We start from the raw sequence: 19,910 nt of genomic DNA, 5'->3' as shown, positions 1-19,910 counted from the left end.
ATAAACCTTTTGATACAGGTGTTCTCTGGTTTGTATTCACTTGTTTTAACAATTTGGACTTTAATCTTTTCTTAATTTGGCTGCTCCAGGCTCTTGATCGCATTTCTCGATATTTCATAGCGAAATTTTCGGCTTTAATTCGATAGATAAATCGATAGTCTTGGGCCAGCACTTACAGGATCTAGGCAATGCAGCTACGTAACTCTTCTTCCCGCTACGGCTGGGTCAGCATCTTTATGCACTGGGGCGTGGCGCTGGCGGTCTTCGCGCTGTTCGCGCTCGGGCTGTGGATGGTCGGGCTCGATTACTACAGCACCTGGCGCAAAGACGCGCCGGACCTGCACAAAAGCATCGGCCTGGTGTTGCTGGGTGTGATGGTGTTGCGGGTGCTGTGGCGTTTCATCAGTCCGCCACCGCCAACCTTGTCCAGCTACAGCCGCATGACGCGTCTCGGCGCCAAGTTCGGCCATGGCTTTCTGTATCTCAGTCTGTTTGCTGTGATGATTGCCGGTTACCTGATTTCCACCGCAGACGGTGTCGGTATCCCGGTGTTTGGCTTGTTTGAAGTGCCTGCATTGGTATCCGGACTGCCGGACCAGGCAGATACCGCTGGCGTGATTCATCTCTACCTGGCGTGGGTGCTGGTAATTTTTTCCGGCCTCCATGCGTTGGCAGCATTGAAGCACCACTTTATCGACCGTGATGTGACCCTCAAGCGAATGCTGGGTCGCAAAGCCTGAAGTTCAACCTCGACTCCAAAGGAAAACAAAGCATGTTGAAAAAGACTCTGGCCGCTCTGGCAATTGGTTCGGCCCTGTTGTCCGCCGGTAACGTAATGGCCGCTGACTACGTGGTCGACAAAGAAGGCCAGCACGCCTTCGTCGACTTCAAGATCAGCCACCTGGGCTACAGCTTCATCACCGGTACGTTCAAGGACATCGACGGCAAGTTCAGCTTCGACGCTGCCAAGCCTGAAGCCAGCAAGATCGAGTTCAACGTCAACACCGCCAGCGTGTTCACCAACCACGCTGAGCGTGACAAGCACATCGCCAGCAAAGACTTCCTGAACGGCAGCAAAGCCACGTTTGTTTCGACCAGCGTCAAACCGACCGGCAAAAACGCCGCAGGCAAGGATACTGCTGACGTGGCGGGCGACCTGACCATCCTCGGCGTCACCAAGCCAATCGTGGTCAAGGCCACTTTCCTGGGTGAAGGCAAGGATCCATGGGGCGGCTACCGTGCCGGCTTCGAGGGTACTTTCAGCATCAAGCGTTCCGATTTCGGCAAGCAGAAAGACCTGGGGCCAGGCTCCGATGCAGTTGATATGTACGTGAGCTTTGAAGGCGTCAAAGCGAAGTAATCTTTTCGCCTGACAAAAAAACGCCTCGCAGATCATTGGTCGGCGGGGCGTTTTTTTTGTCCGTGAAAAGGGTGAGAGCCGTCTCGACGGGGTGTGCTTTTGCGTGCTGTCGTACTCGGAATAGGCATTATTCCTACGCTGCGTCCTACAGACCGCATTAATTCCTGCTTAATACGTGGTTCTCAGTCTTTACCTCCATGTCGAGGAGCATTCGCTCTCGTTTTGTCGGGTAAGGAAGCAACTATGCTGAGAAAATCGATTTGTGGGTTGGCGGTCGGTGCCCTCATGTCTTTTATGGGGCAAGCGACGGCCGCTGACTATGTGATCGACAAGGAAGGGCAGCATGCCTTTATTGATTTCAAGGTCAGTCATCTGGGGTACAGCTTCATCACTGGCACTTTCAGGGACCTGGACGGCACATTCAGTTTCGACGCGCAAAACATTGAAGACAGCAAGCTTGAAGTGAATGTGCGTACGGCCAGTCTGTTCAGCAATCATGCCGAGCGTGACAAGCATTTGCTCGACAAGGAATACCTCAATGCCCGTCAGTATCCGGCAGCGAAGTTTGTGTCGACCGTTATCAAGGCAACCGGAAAGAACGCCGAGGGCAAGACAACGGCTGACGTGACAGGCGATCTGACCCTGAGCGGCGTCACCAGGCCGGTCGTGGTCAAAGGTGTGTTTTTAGGCGAGGGCGCTGATCCATGGGGTGGGTACCGGGCAGGCTTCGAGGGTCGCACGACCATCAAGCGTGAAGATTTTGGCCAGACAGGCAAGCTCGCGCCGGGTTCGAGCCTCGTAGATCTGTACATCACCTTTGAAGGGATTCGGAACAAATCGTAAGCAAAAAAAAGAGCCCCGACTCTGGTGAGTCGGGGCTCTTTTTTTAGCTGGACATTGCTTGAGCAACGCTTGCTCTCGCAGTGTCCTCGGCCACAATCATTAACCCGGGTGAGCTTGTTGCTTACCTGTTACGGGTCAACAGCGCCGGCTTTTCACCGCGAGGACGGCTTGGCAGTTGATCCAGCTGCTCAGGTGTCGGGAAGCGGTCAGCCTTCGATTCCTTGTGCATGATCTTCGGCGCAGGACCGCGCGGGTTCTGTACGGCAGGTTCCGAACGCGGCTGGTCGTCACGGGCCGGACGGCGGTTGCGCGAGTCTTCGCGACGGGCCTGGCCGTCACGCGGCGCACCATTGCGTGGACCATTGCGCTTGGCAGGTGGTGTGCCGGTGCTGGCGCCATCGCTGTTGCGTGGGCCGTTCTGGCGACCTTGTGGCTTGCCGCCACGGGGTGCGCCCGAGCCAGCAGCCGTGCCTTGTGCCGGAGCCCCCGGACGACGTCCACGACCCTGAGCTGGTTTTTGCTGAGGCACGTAGTCGACGCGGTTACCGAAGTTATCGATATCGTCGTCCAGAAACTCATCCGGAGCACGGTCGGCTGCCGGGCGTGGCGGCTGGCTTGGCTGACGCTGCTCGCGAGCCGGGGTGCCTTCGCGTGGCTTTTGCTGGCGCGCTGGACGCTCGCCACGTTCACCTGACGCCGGTTTTTCCTTGCCCTTGTCCTTGCCCTTGTCTTTACGACCGCCACCACCGCCGTTCGGACCGTCGCCACGCGGGCCACGCGGATTGCGCGGGTTGCGCATGTCCGGACGCTCGCGTGCTTCAGGCTTCTCGGCTTCCACGGCGCTGGCGTCGAAGCCCATCAGGTCGCCGTCGGCGATTTTCTGCTTGGTCATGCGTTCGATGCTTTTCAGCAGTTTTTCTTCGTCCGGGGCGACCAGCGAAATCGCCTCGCCCGAGCGACCGGCACGGCCGGTTCGGCCGATGCGGTGTACGTAGTCTTCATCGACGTTCGGCAGTTCGAAGTTGACCACGTGTGGCAACTGGTCGATGTCCAGGCCGCGAGCGGCGATGTCTGTTGCAACCAGGATGCGCACGGTGCCGGCCTTGAAGTCGGCCAAGGCTTTGGTGCGGGCGTTCTGGCTCTTGTTACCGTGGATCGCGACGGCGCTCAGGCCGTGTTTGTCCAGGTACTCGGCCAGACGGTTGGCGCCGTGCTTGGTGCGCGTGAAGACCAGTACCTGTTCCCAGGCTCCGGCGGTGATCAGGTGCGCCAGCAACGAACGCTTGTGGCTGGCCGGCAGACGGAATACGCGCTGCTCGATACGCTCGACCGTGGTGTTCGGCGGCGTGACTTCGATGCGTTCCGGGTTGTGCAGCAGCTTGCCGGCGAGGTCGGTGATGTCCTTGGAGAACGTCGCCGAGAACAACAGGTTCTGGCGTTTGGCCGGCAGACGGGCAAGGACTTTCTTCACGTCATGGACAAAGCCCATGTCGAGCATGCGGTCGGCTTCGTCCAGCACGAGGATTTCCACGTGGGACAGGTCGACGCTGCCTTGGCCGGCCAGGTCGAGCAAACGGCCAGGGCAGGCGACCAGTACGTCGACGCCGCGGGACATGGCCTGAACCTGTGGGTTCATGCCGACGCCGCCGAAGATGCAGGCGCTGACGAATTTCAGGTCACGGGCGTAGATCTTGAAGCTCTCGTGCACCTGGGCCGCGAGTTCGCGGGTCGGGGTCAGGACCAGCACGCGCGGTTGGCGCGGGCCGTGACGCTGGGATTTGTCCGGGTGACCGTTGGGGAACAACCGCTCCAGGATCGGAAGGGCGAAACCGCCGGTTTTACCGGTACCTGTCTGTGCCGCAACCATCAGGTCGCGACCTTGCAACACGGCGGGAATGGCCCGCTGTTGCACCGGAGTAGGCTCGGTATAGCCCGCTGCCTCGATGGCGCGGACTAAAGCCTCGGAGAGACCGAGGGAAGCAAAGGACATGAGTAATCCTGTTCTAAGTTAGGGCTTGGCCCAATGGGAGTCTTGCCTGGCGCGAATAGCGTTTAGAGGAACGCAATCCCGTCCGGTCCTGCTTCGGTCACGAAGGTTCGTCTGGAGCGCTCGCGCGGGCTGAAAAGCTGCGCCGTAGCGGGGTCGAGATACCTTTACGATTCCGAGCGTCCGGGCGTGAGCCTGGCGGGAACGCCGGAGTATAACAGAGCAATCACTGCGCGCCGCTTTCCTGCTGCTCAACGGTTTTTGCGGTGGTGGCCGTGGCCCGTGCGGAATTCAAGGCGCTGGGCGGTGCCGCGCCATACCGGGCGCTCAATTCCGCGTAGGCGGGCTCACGCTTGAAGCGCTTGAGCTCGGCGCCAAAACGCTGCACCAAAAGGTCCATGCCGGCATTGCGACGCACCGCCAGAAACTGGCTTTGCTGGCTGATAATGGTCGGATTTTCGGTGATCTTGTCGCGGATGTTCAGTTCGTCGAGCAGATGCTGGCCGACGCGGCGGTCGGTGATCAACAGGTCGATCCGCCCGCGAACCAACTTGCCGAAATTCGCTTCATGACTGGGGGCCGGTTCGCGAGTGAACAGCGTCGACTCGCGGAAATCCGGGCTGTACAGGTAACCGGGTGAGGTGCCGATGGTCAGGCCGCGCAGCTCATCGAGGGTGCGGAAGGGGTGAGGTCGCTCGTTGGCGTAGAACATCACGAACTGCACTTGCGACAGCGGTTCGCTGGGATAGAGCAAGGTAGCATCGCGTTCATCGCTGTGGAAAATATCCAGCGCACCATCTGCCTGGCCCGTCTCGAGCATCGACAGGCAGCGCTTCCATGGCAGGAATTGCCATTCCACTTCGATGCCCAGACGCTTGAAGACAATGGCGGTGGTTTCGTAGTCCAGCCCAAGGGCCTCGCCATTTTCTTCGTAGACGTAAGGCGCCCATGGTTCGGTGACAATGCGCAGTTTCTCGCCCCGGGCGGCGAAGCTCAGGCAAGTGAAAAGCACAACGGTGAGCAACTGGGCAATGGCGGGCATGGTCTGAGGTTAGTACGCCTGCCGCCTAATGAGAAGCTCTGGCGTGCATGTTTAACGCCGTGTTGGATAGATTGGGCGCAACGTCACTATTTACTCGGCGAATTGAGCAGATGCTCGTGGATTGCAGCGCGCCGCTGCCCAAGAATCAGCTTGACCAGGCGATTGGTGAACCAATCTTCGAGCAAATGTCGACAAACCGGAGTGCCGAGTCGTTCCTGTTGGTTTTGCAGCGCCTTCTCCCACCAGACCGGCCCGCAGGCCTTGTCGAATTCGTTAGGGTGTTCATAGCAGCCATAGAGGATTTCACGAATGAACTGCCGCAAATGTGCGGGCAGTGCCAGTGTGATGACTTTGTAAATCATCCGCTGCGATCGTGGAGGTCTTGGAAGCTGAGCCGATACGCGGCGGGTATCGTCGAGAGCGGCCTGGCTGGTTGGCTGTGCGGCATGTTTGGCAACCCAGGCCTGAACCTTGGCCCTGAACAATTGCTTGCGGCTCCAGTAGTGATGAATCAGGTCGGGACACTTTTTGATGTCCAGTGTCCGATAGGCCGCCACTGAAAGGCAGAATTCCTCAAGGGTGTATGCGCCTTGTGCGAATGGAAACAGTTCGTCGATCAGCGCGATCGAGCGATCCAGCACCTGAGCATCCTGGCGGTGCAAGCCAATGACGCCGGAGTTGAGCAGCATCATCTGGTCGTCGGCCAGGCCTTTCTCCATGAGTCTGGATGACAGAGCGCTGTAGAGGACGTTTTCCTTGTTGTTGCCGTAGTGCGTGTAGTAGTCGTTACATAGCAGGGTGCCGGGTTGCACGCGCTCGAACAACTTGAGCGGCGAGCAGTGGAAGAACGTGTCGGTGTCGATCAGCAGCGCAGTTTCGGCCTCTTCGAGCACCGTACGCAACACCACATGCTTGACGCGGAAGTGATAGCCGTGTGGCTCGCTCCAGCGTTTGCGTGTCTCTGCGTCGAGGTGACGAACGCGCACCGGCAGGTGTTCGTAAGGTTGCGGGTTGTCACTGAAGACCTGGATGTCGAGCGCCACTTCCGGTGTTTCACGCAACCAGCTCAGGGCACTGGAGATACTGAACACGGCTTCCTGGTGGTAAGTCTCGGAACCGAAAACCAGATAGACGAGTTGTGGGCGTGAAGTCGAGGGCGCGGTCATCATTGAACTGCAGGTTTCCGTGGTTCTTTTGAAAGTAGAAGGCCCTCCGTAGAGGGCCTGTGTACGCGCATGGGACCTGTCAGCGAGGCAGCTTCAGGTTGTTCCACACAGCCAGGCTGGCTTCTGCCTGGTTCAGGGTATAGAAATGCAGGCCCGGTGCGCCACCTTGTAACAGGCGCTCACACATTTCGGTAATGACCTGCTCGCCGAAGCGCTGAATGCTTGGCGTGTCGTCACCGTAGGCTTCCAGTTGCTTGCGGATCCAGCGCGGGATTTCCGCCCCGCAGGCATCGGAGAAGCGCGCCAGTTTGCTGTAGTTGGTGATCGGCATGATTCCCGGGACGATCGGGATGTTCACGCCCAACGCCCGCACACGCTCGACAAAATAGAAGTAGCTGTCGGCGTTGAAGAAGTATTGGGTGATCGCACTGTTGGCGCCAGCGTTGGCCTTGCGCACGAAGTTAGCGATATCGTCCTCGAAATTGCGCGCTTGCGGATGCATTTCCGGGTAAGCCGCGACTTCGATGTGGAAATGGTCGCCGGTCTCTTCACGAATGAAATCAACCAGGTCGTTGGCGTGACGCATTTCGCCGCTGGCCATACCCATGCCGGAAGGCAGGTCACCGCGCAGGGCAACGATACGCTTGATGCCGGCCGCCTTGTACTGGCTCAGCAGGCCGCGCAGGTCGGCCTTGCTGTCGCCGACGCAAGACAGGTGCGGAGCGGCAGGTACCTTGACTTCGCTTTCCAACTGCAAAACGGTGTTCAGCGTGCGATCACGGGTCGAACCACCGGCGCCGTAGGTGCAGGAGAAAAAGTCGGGATTGTAAGTGGCCAGCTGGCGAGCAGTGGCGAGCAGCTTTTCATGCCCAGCATCGGTCTTCGTCGGGAAGAATTCGAAGCTGTAGCGACGGTCTTGGGACATGGTCATATCCTTGGAAGCGTATAAGCCTTGCAGGACGCTACGTTCTCTGTAGGAGCGAAGCTTGCTCGCGAAGCAGGCGCCACGGCGTTTCAGAAACCCCGTGGTGAAGCGTTCGCGAGCAAGCTTCGCTCCTACAGAGCGCGCGTGTTTCCTGCATGAGTCCGCTCCCCTTGAGGAAGCGGACAGCAGGAACCAATCAGTAGCGGTAAGCGTGCGGCTTGAACGGACCTTCAACGGTCACGCCGATGTAGTCGGCCTGGGTCTTGGTCAGTTGAGTCACGACGCCGCCGAAGCCACGGACCATTTCCAGGGCCACTTCTTCGTCGAGTTTCTTCGGCAGTACTTCAACGGTCAGACGCTCGGCTTTCTGGGCTGGCGACAGGTCGGCGTACTTCTGGCCGAACAGGAAAATCTGCGCCAGAACCTGGTTGGCGAACGAACCGTCCATGATGCGGCTTGGGTGACCGGTAGCGTTGCCCAGGTTAACCAGACGGCCTTCAGCCAGCAGGATCAGGTAGTCATCGTTCTGCGGGTCGAAATCGCCGGCGCCGGTACGGTGAATTTTGTGAACCTGTGGCTTCACTTCTTCCCATGCCCAGTTCTTGCGCATGAAAGCGGTGTCGATTTCATTGTCGAAGTGGCCGATGTTGCAGACGACAGCGCGCTTCTTCAGGGCTTTGAGCATGTTCGAATCGCAAACATTGACGTTGCCGGTGGTGGTCACGATCAGGTCGATCTTGCCCAACAGCGCTTTGTCGATGCTGGCTTCGGTGCCGTTGTTGATACCGTCGATGAACGGCGATACCACCTCGAAACCGTCCATGCAGGCTTGCATGGCGCAGATCGGGTCGACTTCGGAGACCTTGACGATCATGCCTTCCTGGCGCAGGGACTGAGCGGAGCCTTTGCCCACGTCACCGTAGCCGATGACCAGCGCTTGCTTGCCGGACAGCAGGTGGTCGGTGCCACGCTTGATCGCATCGTTCAGGCTGTGACGGCAGCCGTACTTGTTGTCGTTCTTGCTCTTGGTGACCGAGTCGTTGACGTTGATGGCCGGGATCTTCAGCTCGCCCTTGGCCAGCATGTCCAGCAGACGGTGCACGCCGGTGGTGGTTTCTTCGGTCACGCCGTGGACGCGATCCAGCACCTGCGGGTATTTCTTGTGCAGCAGCTCGGTCAGGTCGCCGCCGTCGTCGAGGATCATGTTGGCATCCCATGGCGCGCCATCTTTGAGGATGGTTTGCTCCAGGCACCACTCGTACTCTTCTTCAGTTTCACCCTTCCAGGCGAAGACCGGGATGCCGGCAGCGGCGATGGCGGCGGCAGCCTGGTCCTGGGTGGAGAAAATGTTGCAGGACGACCAGCGTACTTCGGCACCCAGGGCAACCAGGGTTTCGATCAGCACGGCAGTCTGGATGGTCATGTGGATGCAGCCGAGGATTTTTGCGCCTTTCAATGGCTGTTCGCCAGAGTATTTGCGACGCAGGCCCATCAGGGCTGGCATTTCGGATTCGGCGATGATGGTTTCGCGACGGCCCCAGGCAGCCAGGGACATGTCGGCGACTTTGTAATCGTTAAAATCTGCAGGCGTGATAACAGCGCTCATGAAGAGCCTCCATTCGTAATGTATGCGAATGGGCGCCGTTGTGCGTTTAGTGTCCAGCCATTGAAGGCCAGGCAACGCCCCATCCGAGCCTGACAGGTCGAACCTGCTGCAGCGCCCCTCGGACAGGTGGCGGGAAACGGTAGCAAGTGAAGATTACCGTTTTGAAACGGGGGCGATTATAGCGGGCTATGCTGATCTTCCAAAGCGTTTCTGTTGGTCAATGTCCGAACGGTAATCGACGCCATAGGCGATGCCTGATAGAGCTCCAGGTCGGGCTCTGCCATGATGATGGGCATCATTCGGCAAGACGCTCGGGAGTGAATATGAATTTCCACACACGCAAATGGGTTAAACCCGAAGACCTCAACCCCAACGGCACCTTGTTCGGGGGCAGTCTTCTGCGCTGGATCGACGAAGAGGCGGCCATTTACGCCATCGTCCAGTTGGGCAACCAGCGCGTGGTCACCAAATATATTTCAGAAATCAACTTCGTCAGTGCCTCGCGCCAGGGCGACATCATCGAGCTGGGCATCACGGCGACCGAATTCGGCCGCACCTCGATCACCCTGACCTGCGAAGTGCGCAACAAGATCACCCGCAAAAGCATTCTGACGGTCGAGAAGATGGTCTTCGTCAACCTGGGTGAGGACGGTTTGCCCGCGCCCCATGGCCGAACCGAGATCAAGTACGTCAAGGATCAGTTCAAGGATGACGCCAGCGTCGAATAACGGCGGGCCAGCAGAACGGAACCTGAACCACGCGGGTCGTAACAACATCGCACCCCTGCGGTTCAGGAGCCCCATGGACACTAAAAAAGACGGCAAGACCCCCGACCTCTCGCCAAAAGAGCAGCACGAGGTCGAAAAAAACCAGCCGCCACGTGCGGCGGTACTTCACGAAATCATCCGCACCCAGGGCGATCAGGAACTCGAACGCAGCGTGGCCGCGCTATGGTGGTCGGCGCTGGCCGCAGGCCTGACCATGGGCCTGTCGCTCATGGCCATGGGCTTGCTCAATTCACGCCTGCCAGATGGCGAAGGGTTCAAGGTGATCGCCAGTTTCGGCTACTGCGCCGGGTTCCTGGCGGTCATTCTCGCCCGTCAGCAACTGTTCACCGAAAACACCCTGACCGCCGTGCTACCGATCATGAGCAAGCCCACGCTGGGCAACTTCGGTCGATTGCTGCGGTTATGGGGGGTGGTGCTGGTGGGCAATCTCTGCGGCACCTTGCTGGTGGCGTACGTCATGCTGGAGCTGCCCATCTTCGACAGCAAAACCGATGTGGCCTTCCTCGACATCGGCCGCAAGATCATGGAAAACGACCCCAGCAAGATGTTCGCCAAAGGCATTGTTTCCGGATGGATGATCGCCACCATGGTCTGGATGATTCCGTCCATGGAGAGCGCCAAGATGTGGATCATCATCCTCATCACCTATCTCATGGCCTTGGGAGATTTCACTCACATCGTGGTGGGTTCGCTGGAGGTTTCTTACCTGGTATTTGCCGGCGAATTGCCGTGGAGTGATTTCTGGCTGGTGTTTGCCGGACCGACACTGGCGGGGAACATCGTCGGTGGCAGTTTTATCTTCGCCTTGATCAGCCATGCGCAAATTCGCAGTGAAAGCGGAGCGCCCAAGGAGCCTGCGGATCGAAAACAGACCTCGGATCCGCAGGACGTCAAGAAGTGATCAGCCGGGAACGTTGACTGTGGCGGTATGGCGTCGTTGCAGGTAGATGAAAAACAGCGCGGTCAGCACGGTCAAGCCGCTCACCAGTGCGCCGGTCCAGGGCAGGTCTGCCAGATCGGCTCCGCTGGCGACGACCAGTCCGCCAATCCAGGCACCCGCCGCATTGCCGAGATTGAACGCACTTTGGTTTAGCGTCGAGCCAAGGTTGGGCGCTTCATGGGCTTGATCGATGATCAGCAGTTGCAGGATCGGGCACAGGGCAAAGGCAAAGATTCCCCACAGCACCAGCGTGATCGCTGCCGGGACGACCGAATGGCTGGTCTGGCTGAAGGCGGCCAGTACCAGCACCACAGCCAATGCCATGCCGACCAGCGAAGGCAGCAAGCGACTGTCGGCCAAGCGTCCGCCGAGCATGCTGCCCACAGTCAGACCCACACCGAACAGCAGCAACATGATCGTCACGCCATGGGGGCTGACGCCAGTGATGTCTTGCAGGATCGGCGCGATGTAGGTGAACACGCTGAACAGGCTGGTCGAGGCCAAGACGCTCATGCCCAGGGCCAACAGCACGTTGGGCTTGCCCAGCACCTTGAACTCACTGGCAAGGTTGGCTTTGTCCATTGCGATGTTTTTCGGCAGCCACAACCATTGGGCAAGGGCGGCAATGACACCGATGACCGACACCGCCCAGAACGTCGAGCGCCATCCGGCATATTGTCCGAGTGCGGTGCCTAACGGCACGCCCAGCACGTTGGCCAGGGTCAGGCCGGTGAACATCATGGCAATCGCCTGGGCGCGCTTGTTCGGTGCGACCAGTCCGGCGGCTACAACCGAGCCGATGCCGAAGAACGCTCCGTGGCACAGCGCCGTTACCACCCGAGCGGCCATCAGCGTGGCGTAATTCGGTGCCAGGGCGCAAAGCATGTTGCCGAGGATGAACATCAGTGTCATGCCCAGCAGCGTGGCCTTGCGGGGCATGTTGGCGGTGCCGATTGCGAGGATTGGCGCACCGAACACCACGCCCAAGGCATAACCGGTGATCAGCAATCCGGCGTGGGGAATGCTCACGGCAAGGTCGCGGGCGACATCGGGCAGCAGGCCCATGATGACGAATTCGGTGGTGCCGATGCCGAATGCGGCAACAGCGAGGGCAAGCAAAGCGAGTGGCATGCGCAAGGTCTCTGTCGGTAGTCTTGACGCTCTGATCAGGCATACGCATGCCAGGGTCCGTTCTCGATGAGAGCGGCCAGGGCAGATTTTATTGGAATTAGTCTGTGCGCAACTGAGTGCGGCGTGGTCGCCTGCAGTATAAACAGCCACTGACATATCGCGAATCAATTCTCTACCTGCTCTTCGTAGGAACGAGGCTTGCCCGCGAAGAACGATAACGCGGTTTATGATTTGCACCGAGGCGACTGGTTCGCGGGCAAGCCTCGCTCCTACGGGAGCTTTCGGTGAAAACAAGAAGGAGTGGGCCGTGCTTGCAACAGCACTGGTGTTGGTGGCGGCGCTGTTGCACGCGGCGTGGAATACCCTGATCAAATTCAGCGCCGAACGGCTATTGGTCGTGGCCTGCATGGACAGCGTGGCTTTGCTGTTCGTTGTGGTGATGCTGCCGTTCGTGGCGTTGCCGCCGCTGGAGATCTGGCCGTGGATTCTGGCTTCCGCGGCATTCGAGTTGCTCTACCGTTACTTGCTCATCCAGGCGTATCGGGTTGGCGATCTCGGGTTGGTCTATCCGCTGATGCGCGGATTGTCACCCCTGGTGGTGCTGGCACTGACGCTGATATTTGCCGGGGAGGTACTGACCCACCAGCAAATCTTCGGAATCCTGCTGATCCCACTCGGCATGCTGTGCCTGCTCTGGCAGGGCGGAGGGGGGGCGCGTCTGCCGTGGTCGATGCTCCCGGTGGTGGGGTTGATCGGTCTGTGCATTGGTTGCTACACCTTCATTGACGGTCAGGCGCTGCGGCGTTGGTCACACCCCTTGGATTACCTGGTCTGGGTGACGCTGCTCAGCGCCTGGCCGTTTCCTCTGTTGGCCTGGGTAAGCAAGCGACCAGCGTTCAGGTTGTTCTGGCGTGAACAGTGGCGGCTGGGATTGGCCGTCGGGTTTTGTGTGCTGTTCAGCTACGCTCTGGTGCTGTGGGCCATGCAGTTGGGGTCGATTGCCGAGGCGGCGGCGTTGCGCGAGATCAGCGTGATACTGGTGGTGCTGTTCGGCATGCGGTACCTGAAAGAACCTTTTGGCAGGCCGCGCCTCTTAGCCTGTGGGCTGGTGCTGATCGGCATATTGGTCATGAAATTCTGACTGTTCTGAAAACGTGAAAAAGGGACTGCTTTATGACGGTTGCTCTATGGTGCATTTTGATCGCGATTTTCCTGCCTTATGTGTGTACGGCTGTGGCGAAAGTCAGCGGCGGGTACGGGTTGAGACACAATCGTGATCCACGCGGGTTTCTCGATTCTCTGGAAGGCTTGGGCAGGCGGGCGAACGCGGCGCAGTTGAACAGTTTCGAAGTGACGCCGGCATTTGCCGCGGCAGTGATCGTGGCGCACCTGGCCGGCAATGCCGAATTGGTGACGATCAACGTGCTGTCGGTGTTGTTCATCACCAGCCGTCTGCTTTACATCATTTTCTATCTGACGGATCTGGCGATGCTGCGGTCGTTGATGTGGTTTGTCGGGATGGGGTTGATCGTGAGTTTCTTTGTGGTGTCGGCTTAAATAACAAGATCAAAAGATCGCAGGCTGCGCCAGCTCGTGCATCGTCCGGGCGAAGCCTGCGATTCTTTGCTTTTAGAGCTTGTCGGCCACCTGTGGCACTTGCGGCAGCGCCGCACCTTTGGGCCAGAGCATCCAGATTTGTCCCTGTTGCTTCATGTCCCCCGCCAGTTGTCCGGCCGCCTCGCCGGTGCCCCAGAACAGGTCCGCTCGCACTTCACCGGTAATCGCGCCGCCAGTGTCTTGTGCTGCGACCGGTCGAACCAGAGCGGTACCGTCCGGTTTGGTGGTGGATAACCATAACAGGCTGCCCAACGGAATCACTTTGCGATCCACCGCAGCGCTGTAGCCAGCGGTCAACGGAACATTGAGCGAGCCGCGCGGCCCTTCATTGCTGTCCGGGTTTCGGGTGAAGAATACGTAACTGGGGTTACTGCCGAGCAGTTCGGGGATGCGCGACGGATTGGCCTTGGCCCAATCGCTGATCGCGCCCATGGTCACCTCTTCTTTTTTCAGCTCGCCTTGCTCCACCAGCCAGCGGCCGATGGGCCGATACGGATGCCCGTTCTGGTCGGCATAGGCAATGCGTAGCTGGCGGCCGTTGTCGAGCTGGATACGACCGGAACCCTGGATTTGCAGGAATTGAAGGTTCATCGGATCGGTCAGCCAGGCGACTACGGGTGCCTTGACGCCTTTGGTTTCGATGGTCGCTGCATCGTCGTAAGGCTTGAGCACTCGCCCTTCGAGGCGACCACGCAGGCGCTTGCCTTTGAGTTCAGGGTAGAGGCTGTCCAGCGCGACGATGATCATGTCATCGGGTACGCCATATACCGGCACATTGGCAACGCTGGTCTGGGTCAGGCTGCCGGGATAGACCGGTTCGTAGTAACCGGTGATCAAACCGTTGGGATTGTCATTGGCAGCGCGCAGGCCGTAGACGTCTAGGTTCTGTTTGAGAAAGCCGCGAATTTCATTCGCGGTTTGCGGTACGTTGGCCGCCGCCGCGCAGGTGCTTCCCCAAACCGGATCAGCTTTGAGCCGGGTGCAGGCGCTGCGCCAGGAACCGAAACCGGCCACCAGGTCGCTGTCGGTTACCGCAGGCAGAGCTTCCCATGTGGCACTGGAGTAAGTGGCCAGCGCATGGGTTTTCGGTTGTTGCTTGTCGCCACCGGTGCAACCTGCAAGCAGGGCCACCATCGGCAACGTCCAGGTCAGGCTGTGACGCCATGCCTTGAAACGGCTGTTCATGGAGTGATTCCTTTACCGATTGCCAGAGTGCTCCATGCGCTCATGCAACCCGTATTGATATTAGGGCTATTGGTGTTTGCCGATGACGCGGGGATACTGGCCGCCGTTTCCCGTGACCTGAAGCCACCATGACTTTTAAAAGACTTTCCATTGTATTGCTGGCCTGCCTGACGTTGTCCGCTTGTGGCGGCGTCGACCCCAATTCGCCACTTGGCCAGCGCAAGGCCATTTTCAAGCAAATGCTCAAGACCGGCGAAGACCTGGGTGGCATGTTGCGTGGCCGTATTCCCTTCGATGGGGAAAAATTCGCTGACGGCGCGGTGAAACTCGACGCGCTGTCCCACGAACCGTGGAAACACTTTCCACAGGTGCGAGAGCAAGACCATACCAGCGCCACGAACGATGTCTGGGAGAAACAGGCTCGCTTTCAGGAACTGGCTCGCACCCTTGAAGCCGCCACCGGTGAGTTGGTGATTGCCAGCAAGGTTCAGCCCTACAAGGCCAGTCTTCTGGGGCCGGCGATGCAGAGGGTCGAAGACACCTGTAGTGCGTGCCATAAAGAGTTTCGGGATCATTGAATGCTCAAAAGATCGCAGCGTAGGAGCTGCCGAAGCCTGCGATCCTTTGATCTTGAAAATTTTTATTTATCCAGCTCATCCACGGCTTCCTGCAATTCCTTGCGGGATTCAGCGAGTTTGTCTTTACGCTTGTTGATCCTCTCGGGGTCGCCTTTTTTCATGGCCTTGTCGAGGTCGGCCTGACGCTGGCTGACTTCGTGCTTGGCCTCCAGCACCTTGTTTTCCCGTTCCTTTTTCAGCGAAGCGTCGGTGCAGTTGGCGGTGACTTCGCTGAGCGCCGTTTCCAGGCCGGCCTGCTGCTCGGCATTGCCGTGGGATTTTGCCAGCTCGATCTGGTTGATGATGCCTTGCTTCTTGGCAGCGCAACCGGTCAGGCCTGGTGCGTCTTCGGCAGCGATCAATGGAGCGGCCATTACGCTGCACAGGGTCAACAGGGCCAGCGGTGGAAGAAATTTCATAAAAACTCCAGGAGAAAAGGCAGTCTTGTCGATGCGGCGATGGCTTGTTTGAGCCCATCGGTACTATTGGGTTCCCGGATCGGCTGACGTCGGCATTGGCTTGAATCCGTCAATGCCTGCCTCACTCAGGATTTCGCTCAGAGCCAGGACCTGCGGGTCGCGGAAAAATGCCCTTAACTGCGCCGCCCGCCCCGGACCAATGCCGGGTTCGGCCTGCCATTGTTCAATGTCTCGTTGTGCCAGTGCCTGCCATGAATCGCCCAAATGCGCCTGCCCTGTGGGGGGTAGGCCCAAGGCTTTCAGCCAGCGGGCGAAAGGACGTTGCCGCGCAGCGTGAAAACTGTTCAACAGACGAGCAGCGCTGCGCTCGCCGAAACCATCAATGTTAGCAAGCTCTTGTACATCGAGGGTCAACCAATCCAGAAGACTGTTCAGGCGCCCCGTGGCGAGAAGTTTTTCCCAGGTGCCGGGACCGATGTGGGGCAAGCCCAGCCCCTGTTTGCTGCTGAGCCAGGTCAGGCGGGCAAGAAACTGCTGAGTACAGCCTGGCGTTGGCTGCCAACAACTCAATGAATGGAAATCCTGCGCCCGCGGCACGTTGATTTCCGCCCGTTCGCTGCTGCGTAACACCACGCTGTCGAGCCTGGGGATGGTCAAGCCGGCAAGGCTGATGGCGACTTGATCTCCGGGGCGAATGTCCATTGCCTGCCAGCGTTGCACAGAGCTCACGCTGACTCGCTTGATCTGTCGGTCATCGAGCATCACCGGCGAAAGCTCCAGCACGGGCGTGATCCGCCCGGTCCGGCCAATGTTGAAGTTCACCTTGCGTACCTCGGCCAAAGCCTGGGCGAAAGGGTATTTCCAGGCGACGCTCCAATAGGGCGGTTTGGCCTGCCAACGCTCGGCGGAGGGGCGTTTGCCCTGGCGCAAAACGATCCCGTCGCTGGCAAACGGCAGGGGCGAGCGGTACCAGTGCTCGCGCCAGCGTCCGGCGTCGGTGAGCGAGCTGATCGGCTGGCTATAAAGGATGGTTTGCGCAAAGCCCAGGCCGGCGAGCTTGGTGATGCGATCCGCCAGGTTTTCCGGGCCTTCTGGCCATTCCCAGATAAACAGGCCAACTGCGCTCGCCTCTGCGACGCTCACTGATTTGCGGGCCATCAAACCGGCGACCATGGCGCGTGCGTTGAGGCTGCCGTTGCGTGACTGTACGTGATCGGTCAGGTGCCAATAGAGCTCGCCTTGCACCAGCAGATCCACCGACTCGGACAATTGTTGGGGAATCGCAGCGATCTGGCGTGCCGAGGCCGTCCAGTCCTGGCCTTGTGTCCCATCGCCGCGACTGATGGCTTGAGCGAGCAAGCCCTGGCGATAAATCAGGGTTACGGCCACACCGTCAACTTTGGGCTGAGCCCAGACGTCCGTACGACCGCGCAGCCAGTGGTCGACTGCCTGCGCATCGCGCAATTTCTCCAGGCCGGTATGGGCGACGGGATGCACCCGAGTGCCGCGCGCAGTGCGCAGTGGATCTGGGGTGATGCTCACGTTGAAGCACTGGCGCCATACATTCAGTCGCGCGAGTGACTGATCATAGAGTTCGTCGGCGACCAGCGATTGTCCGCCGTGATGATAGCTGTCATCCCAGGTATCGATCTGCTTTTGCAGTGCGCTGATTTCGTTCGTTGCGCGTTCGGCTGGCCAGTCGGGGCATTGGGACGCATGGACGTTAACGCAGCAGGCCAGCAAGCCGGGAAGAAACAGGCGAAGGTTGAGGAGCATCGAGAGCGTCCTTGCTCATTGGGATGCTTGAAGGCTAGGTCAGTATCGACTGGCACAAAGGGCAGGTGTTTTGCCGGGTATTTCTGTTGGCTTGCCCGCGAAAGCAGCGCAAGCGCAAGGCAATAAAAAGCCCCGCACGGCGAACCGTGCGGGGCTTTTGGTACAGCCAGGGAAGTCTTACAGGCCGGCAGCGGAACGCAAGTCGTCGGCGCGGTCGGTTTTTTCCCAGGTGAATGTGGTGAAGGTGTCTTCGCCAACAGTCTTGGTGGTCGGGGTGCGACCGAAGTGGCCGTACGCAGCGGTCTCCTGGTACATCGGGTGCAGCAAGTCGAGCATTTTGGTGATGGCGTACGGACGCAGGTCGAACACTTCGCGGACCAGTTTGACGATCTTGTCGTCGCTGATCTTGCCGGTGCCGAAGGTATTCAGCGAGATCGAAGTCGGTTGGGCAACACCGATCGCGTAGGAAACCTGGATCTCGCAGCGCTCGGCCAGGCCGGCGGCGACGATGTTCTTGGCCACGTAGCGACCGGCGTAGGCCGCCGAGCGGTCAACCTTCGATGGATCCTTGCCGGAGAACGCACCACCGCCGTGACGAGCCATGCCGCCGTAGCTGTCGACGATGATCTTGCGACCGGTCAGGCCGCAGTCGCCTACCGGACCGCCAATGATGAACTGGCCGGTCGGGTTGATGTGGAACTGGGTGTCCTTGCTCAGCAATTCGGCAGGCAGCACGTGCTTGACGATCAGCTCCATCACGCCTTCGCGCAAGTCTTTGTACGAGACTTCCGGGTTGTGCTGGGTCGACAGAACAACGGCGTCGATACCCACGACCTTGCCGTTTTCGTAGCGGCAAGTCACTTGCGACTTGGCGTCCGGACGCAGCCATGGCAGCAGGCCGGATTTGCGGGCTTCAGCCTGACGCTGCACCAGTTGGTGCGAGAAGGTGATCGGCGCCGGCATCAATACGTCGGTTTCGTTGCTGGCATAACCGAACATCAGACCCTGGTCGCCGGCGCCCTGATCTTCAGGCTTGGCACGGTCGACACCCTGGTTGATGTCGGGGGACTGCTTGCCGATGATGTTCATCACGCCGCAAGTCGCGCCATCGAAGCCAACGTCGGAGCTGGTGTAGCCAATGTCGGTGATCACATCACGAACGATTTGCTCCAGGTCTACCCACGCGGTGGTGGTGACTTCGCCGGCGATGATGGCCACGCCCGTTTTCACCAGAGTCTCGCAAGCCACGCGGGCGAGTTTGTCTTCAGCAATGATGGCGTCCAGCACCGCATCAGAAATCTGGTCGGCGATTTTGTCCGGATGCCCTTCAGACACGGACTCGGAGGTGAAAAGGGAGTATTCGCTCATCTCGATGTTTTCCTGAGTTTACCGATGGTGAGTGTCGCCAGGCGGCCGTTGAAAGTGTCGGACCTGAATCTGGAAACCATTACGTAAGCCTATGTACAGGCTTTCCCCGGGAACGAGTCCCGCAGCGGTGGCCCAACGGGCCAGATCATCCTGTTCAAACCCCAGCCAGAGATCACCGCAGGCCTCCTTGGCCCAACTCTGGTTGTGGCTACATAACTCGGTCACTAACAGGCTGCCGCCTGGTTGCAGCAGATTGGCCATGTGCTTGAGCGCATCGGCCGGTGCGGCGAAATGGTGCAGCACCATGTTCAATACAACGCAATCAGCCTTGAGGCTGACGCCGTTCAAGGCATCGGCCAGTTGCAGGCTGACGTTGGTCAGCGTTTCGCGCTCACAGACCTGGCGCGCCAGTTCAAGCATCGCCGGGCTGTTATCCACAGCGGTGACCTGAGAGAAGCGCCCCGCCAGCTCCGGTAGAAATGAACCGTCGCCCGGGCCGACTTCGATGGCTGTACTGCCTTCACTGAAACCCAGCTTGTCGAGCAGCGCCACCACGCTATCGCGGTATTGCGGCAGGCCGGCGATCAAGTCTTGCTGGGCGCGAAATTTCTCCGCGACCCGCGAGAAAAAATCCTGGCTGGCCGCGGCACGTTGCCCATGGACCTGGGCGATCCGTGCCTGCACTTCGACCGGCAAGCTCAAGTCATCCACTTCTTCGAGCAAGGCTGCGTGCAATTTGCCGCCCAGCAAGTCGCTGTGGGGCAGGGCGCGACGGTAGAAGATCGCGTTGCCTTCGCGGCGAGTTGCCACCAGGTCGGCCTGGGCCAATACCTTGAGGTGGTGACTCATGCCCGACTGGCCAATGCCGAAGATTTGCGCCAGTTCCAGCACGCCAAAAGAATCGTTGGCCAATGCACGTAAAACATTCAGCCGCAGAGGATCGCCGCCGGCCTTGCACAGGGCCGCCAGTTCATCGCAATCGTCGTGGCGAATGGAAGGCATGCGTAGATTCATAAGGCCGGCAGTCTAGTCACGCACAGGAAGCACCGCAAGGGCAATATCAAAAAGTTTTGATATTGCACGATAGATGGCACTTCTTAACGTTAGCGTCAGTCAACAAACGAATGGCGGAAAGGTTTC

Annotated in this window: 19 protein-coding genes and 1 riboswitch; of the genes, 8 read left to right on the top strand and 11 right to left on the bottom strand. The window is 59.1% G+C overall.

Annotated features, from left to right (window positions below):
* Window positions 1-188 precede the first annotated feature (188 nt).
* The 3 genes from D8U18_RS14250 to D8U18_RS14240 all read left to right on the top strand — a co-directional run bounded on the left by D8U18_RS14250 (window position 189) and on the right by D8U18_RS14240 (window position 2,203).
* Window positions 189-740, top strand: a complete 552-nt coding sequence (locus D8U18_RS14250) for a cytochrome b (RefSeq protein WP_056853945.1) — start codon at window positions 189-191, stop codon at window positions 738-740.
* Between the two features lie 32 nt (window positions 741-772).
* The gene (locus tag D8U18_RS14245) at window positions 773-1,360 is read left to right on the top strand and encodes a YceI family protein (protein ID WP_130906025.1); all 588 of its coding nucleotides are present in this window, start codon (window positions 773-775) and stop codon (window positions 1,358-1,360) included.
* 243 nt (window positions 1,361-1,603) lie between these two features.
* A complete protein-coding gene (locus tag D8U18_RS14240) occupies window positions 1,604-2,203 on the top strand; it encodes a YceI family protein (RefSeq protein WP_131107859.1) in 600 nt (199 codons plus the stop codon).
* A gap of 121 nt (window positions 2,204-2,324) precedes the next feature.
* Here D8U18_RS14240 and D8U18_RS14235 read toward each other — a convergent pair whose 3' ends face one another.
* The 5 genes from D8U18_RS14235 to ahcY all read right to left on the bottom strand — a co-directional run bounded on the left by D8U18_RS14235 (window position 2,325) and on the right by ahcY (window position 8,929).
* Window positions 2,325-4,193, bottom strand: a complete 1,869-nt coding sequence (locus tag D8U18_RS14235) for a DEAD/DEAH box helicase (protein WP_131107839.1) — start codon at window positions 4,191-4,193, stop codon at window positions 2,325-2,327.
* Window positions 4,194-4,416: 223 nt separating this feature from the next.
* The gene (locus D8U18_RS14230; RefSeq protein WP_056853941.1) at window positions 4,417-5,232 is read right to left on the bottom strand and encodes a transporter substrate-binding domain-containing protein; all 816 of its coding nucleotides are present in this window, start codon (window positions 5,230-5,232) and stop codon (window positions 4,417-4,419) included.
* Between the two features lie 86 nt (window positions 5,233-5,318).
* The gene (locus tag D8U18_RS14225; protein ID WP_130906023.1) at window positions 5,319-6,401 is read right to left on the bottom strand and encodes a hypothetical protein; all 1,083 of its coding nucleotides are present in this window, start codon (window positions 6,399-6,401) and stop codon (window positions 5,319-5,321) included.
* 76 nt (window positions 6,402-6,477) lie between these two features.
* Window positions 6,478-7,323 carry a methylenetetrahydrofolate reductase [NAD(P)H] gene (gene metF / locus D8U18_RS14220; protein ID WP_056853939.1) on the bottom strand — a complete coding sequence of 282 codons (846 nt, stop codon included), beginning with the start codon at window positions 7,321-7,323 and terminating at the stop codon, window positions 6,478-6,480.
* Between the two features lie 196 nt (window positions 7,324-7,519).
* Window positions 7,520-8,929 (bottom strand): adenosylhomocysteinase, encoded by a 1,410-nt coding sequence (gene ahcY, locus D8U18_RS14215; RefSeq protein ID WP_131107838.1) that lies wholly within the window; start codon window positions 8,927-8,929, stop codon window positions 7,520-7,522.
* A gap of 23 nt (window positions 8,930-8,952) precedes the next feature.
* Window positions 8,953-9,055, bottom strand: a riboswitch (S-adenosyl-L-homocysteine riboswitch).
* 197 nt (window positions 9,056-9,252) lie between these two features.
* On the opposite strand from ahcY, the gene D8U18_RS14210 reads away from it, so the two are divergent.
* On the top strand, window positions 9,253-9,657 hold the full coding sequence (locus tag D8U18_RS14210; RefSeq protein WP_056853937.1) for a hotdog domain-containing protein: 405 nt from the start codon (window positions 9,253-9,255) through the stop codon (window positions 9,655-9,657).
* A gap of 73 nt (window positions 9,658-9,730) precedes the next feature.
* On the top strand, window positions 9,731-10,618 hold the full coding sequence (locus D8U18_RS14205; RefSeq protein WP_056853936.1) for a formate/nitrite transporter family protein: 888 nt from the start codon (window positions 9,731-9,733) through the stop codon (window positions 10,616-10,618).
* Here the strand turns inward: D8U18_RS14205 and D8U18_RS14200 are convergent, their stop codons facing one another.
* Window positions 10,619-11,788: an MFS transporter gene (locus tag D8U18_RS14200; protein ID WP_056853935.1), complete on the bottom strand. Its 1,170-nt coding sequence runs from the start codon at window positions 11,786-11,788 to the stop codon at window positions 10,619-10,621.
* Between the two features lie 307 nt (window positions 11,789-12,095).
* On the opposite strand from D8U18_RS14200, the gene D8U18_RS14195 reads away from it, so the two are divergent.
* Window positions 12,096-12,929, top strand: a complete 834-nt coding sequence (locus D8U18_RS14195; protein ID WP_056853934.1) for an EamA family transporter — start codon at window positions 12,096-12,098, stop codon at window positions 12,927-12,929.
* Window positions 12,930-12,961: 32 nt separating this feature from the next.
* A complete protein-coding gene (locus D8U18_RS14190; RefSeq protein ID WP_056853933.1) occupies window positions 12,962-13,345 on the top strand; it encodes an MAPEG family protein in 384 nt (127 codons plus the stop codon).
* Window positions 13,346-13,417: 72 nt separating this feature from the next.
* On the opposite strand, the gene D8U18_RS14185 is transcribed toward D8U18_RS14190, so the two are convergent.
* A complete protein-coding gene (locus D8U18_RS14185; RefSeq protein WP_056853932.1) occupies window positions 13,418-14,590 on the bottom strand; it encodes an MltA domain-containing protein in 1,173 nt (390 codons plus the stop codon).
* A 128-nt stretch (window positions 14,591-14,718) separates the two neighbouring features.
* On the opposite strand from D8U18_RS14185, the gene D8U18_RS14180 reads away from it, so the two are divergent.
* Window positions 14,719-15,168 carry a cytochrome c gene (locus tag D8U18_RS14180; protein WP_056853931.1) on the top strand — a complete coding sequence of 150 codons (450 nt, stop codon included), beginning with the start codon at window positions 14,719-14,721 and terminating at the stop codon, window positions 15,166-15,168.
* 62 nt (window positions 15,169-15,230) lie between these two features.
* Here the strand turns inward: D8U18_RS14180 and D8U18_RS14175 are convergent, their stop codons facing one another.
* From D8U18_RS14175 to D8U18_RS14160, 4 genes are all read right to left on the bottom strand, one after another.
* Entirely contained in the window at window positions 15,231-15,626 is a 396-nt protein-coding gene (locus D8U18_RS14175; protein WP_056853930.1) for a DUF1090 domain-containing protein, read from the bottom strand.
* 63 nt (window positions 15,627-15,689) lie between these two features.
* A complete protein-coding gene (gene ligB, locus D8U18_RS14170) occupies window positions 15,690-17,402 on the bottom strand; it encodes an NAD-dependent DNA ligase LigB (RefSeq protein WP_131107837.1) in 1,713 nt (570 codons plus the stop codon).
* Window positions 17,403-17,579: 177 nt separating this feature from the next.
* Entirely contained in the window at window positions 17,580-18,770 is a 1,191-nt protein-coding gene (metK, locus tag D8U18_RS14165; protein WP_131107836.1) for a methionine adenosyltransferase, read from the bottom strand.
* 18 nt (window positions 18,771-18,788) lie between these two features.
* On the bottom strand, window positions 18,789-19,784 hold the full coding sequence (locus tag D8U18_RS14160; protein WP_056853927.1) for a metalloregulator ArsR/SmtB family transcription factor: 996 nt from the start codon (window positions 19,782-19,784) through the stop codon (window positions 18,789-18,791).
* Between the last annotated feature and the right edge of the window lie 126 nt (window positions 19,785-19,910).

This window comes from Pseudomonas sp. Sample_10, assembly GCF_004321495.1.
Classification (GTDB): Bacteria; Pseudomonadota; Gammaproteobacteria; order Pseudomonadales; family Pseudomonadaceae; genus Aquipseudomonas.
The sequence above is the reverse complement of the archived record's forward strand: the minus strand, read 5'-3'. Positions and strand labels throughout refer to the sequence as shown.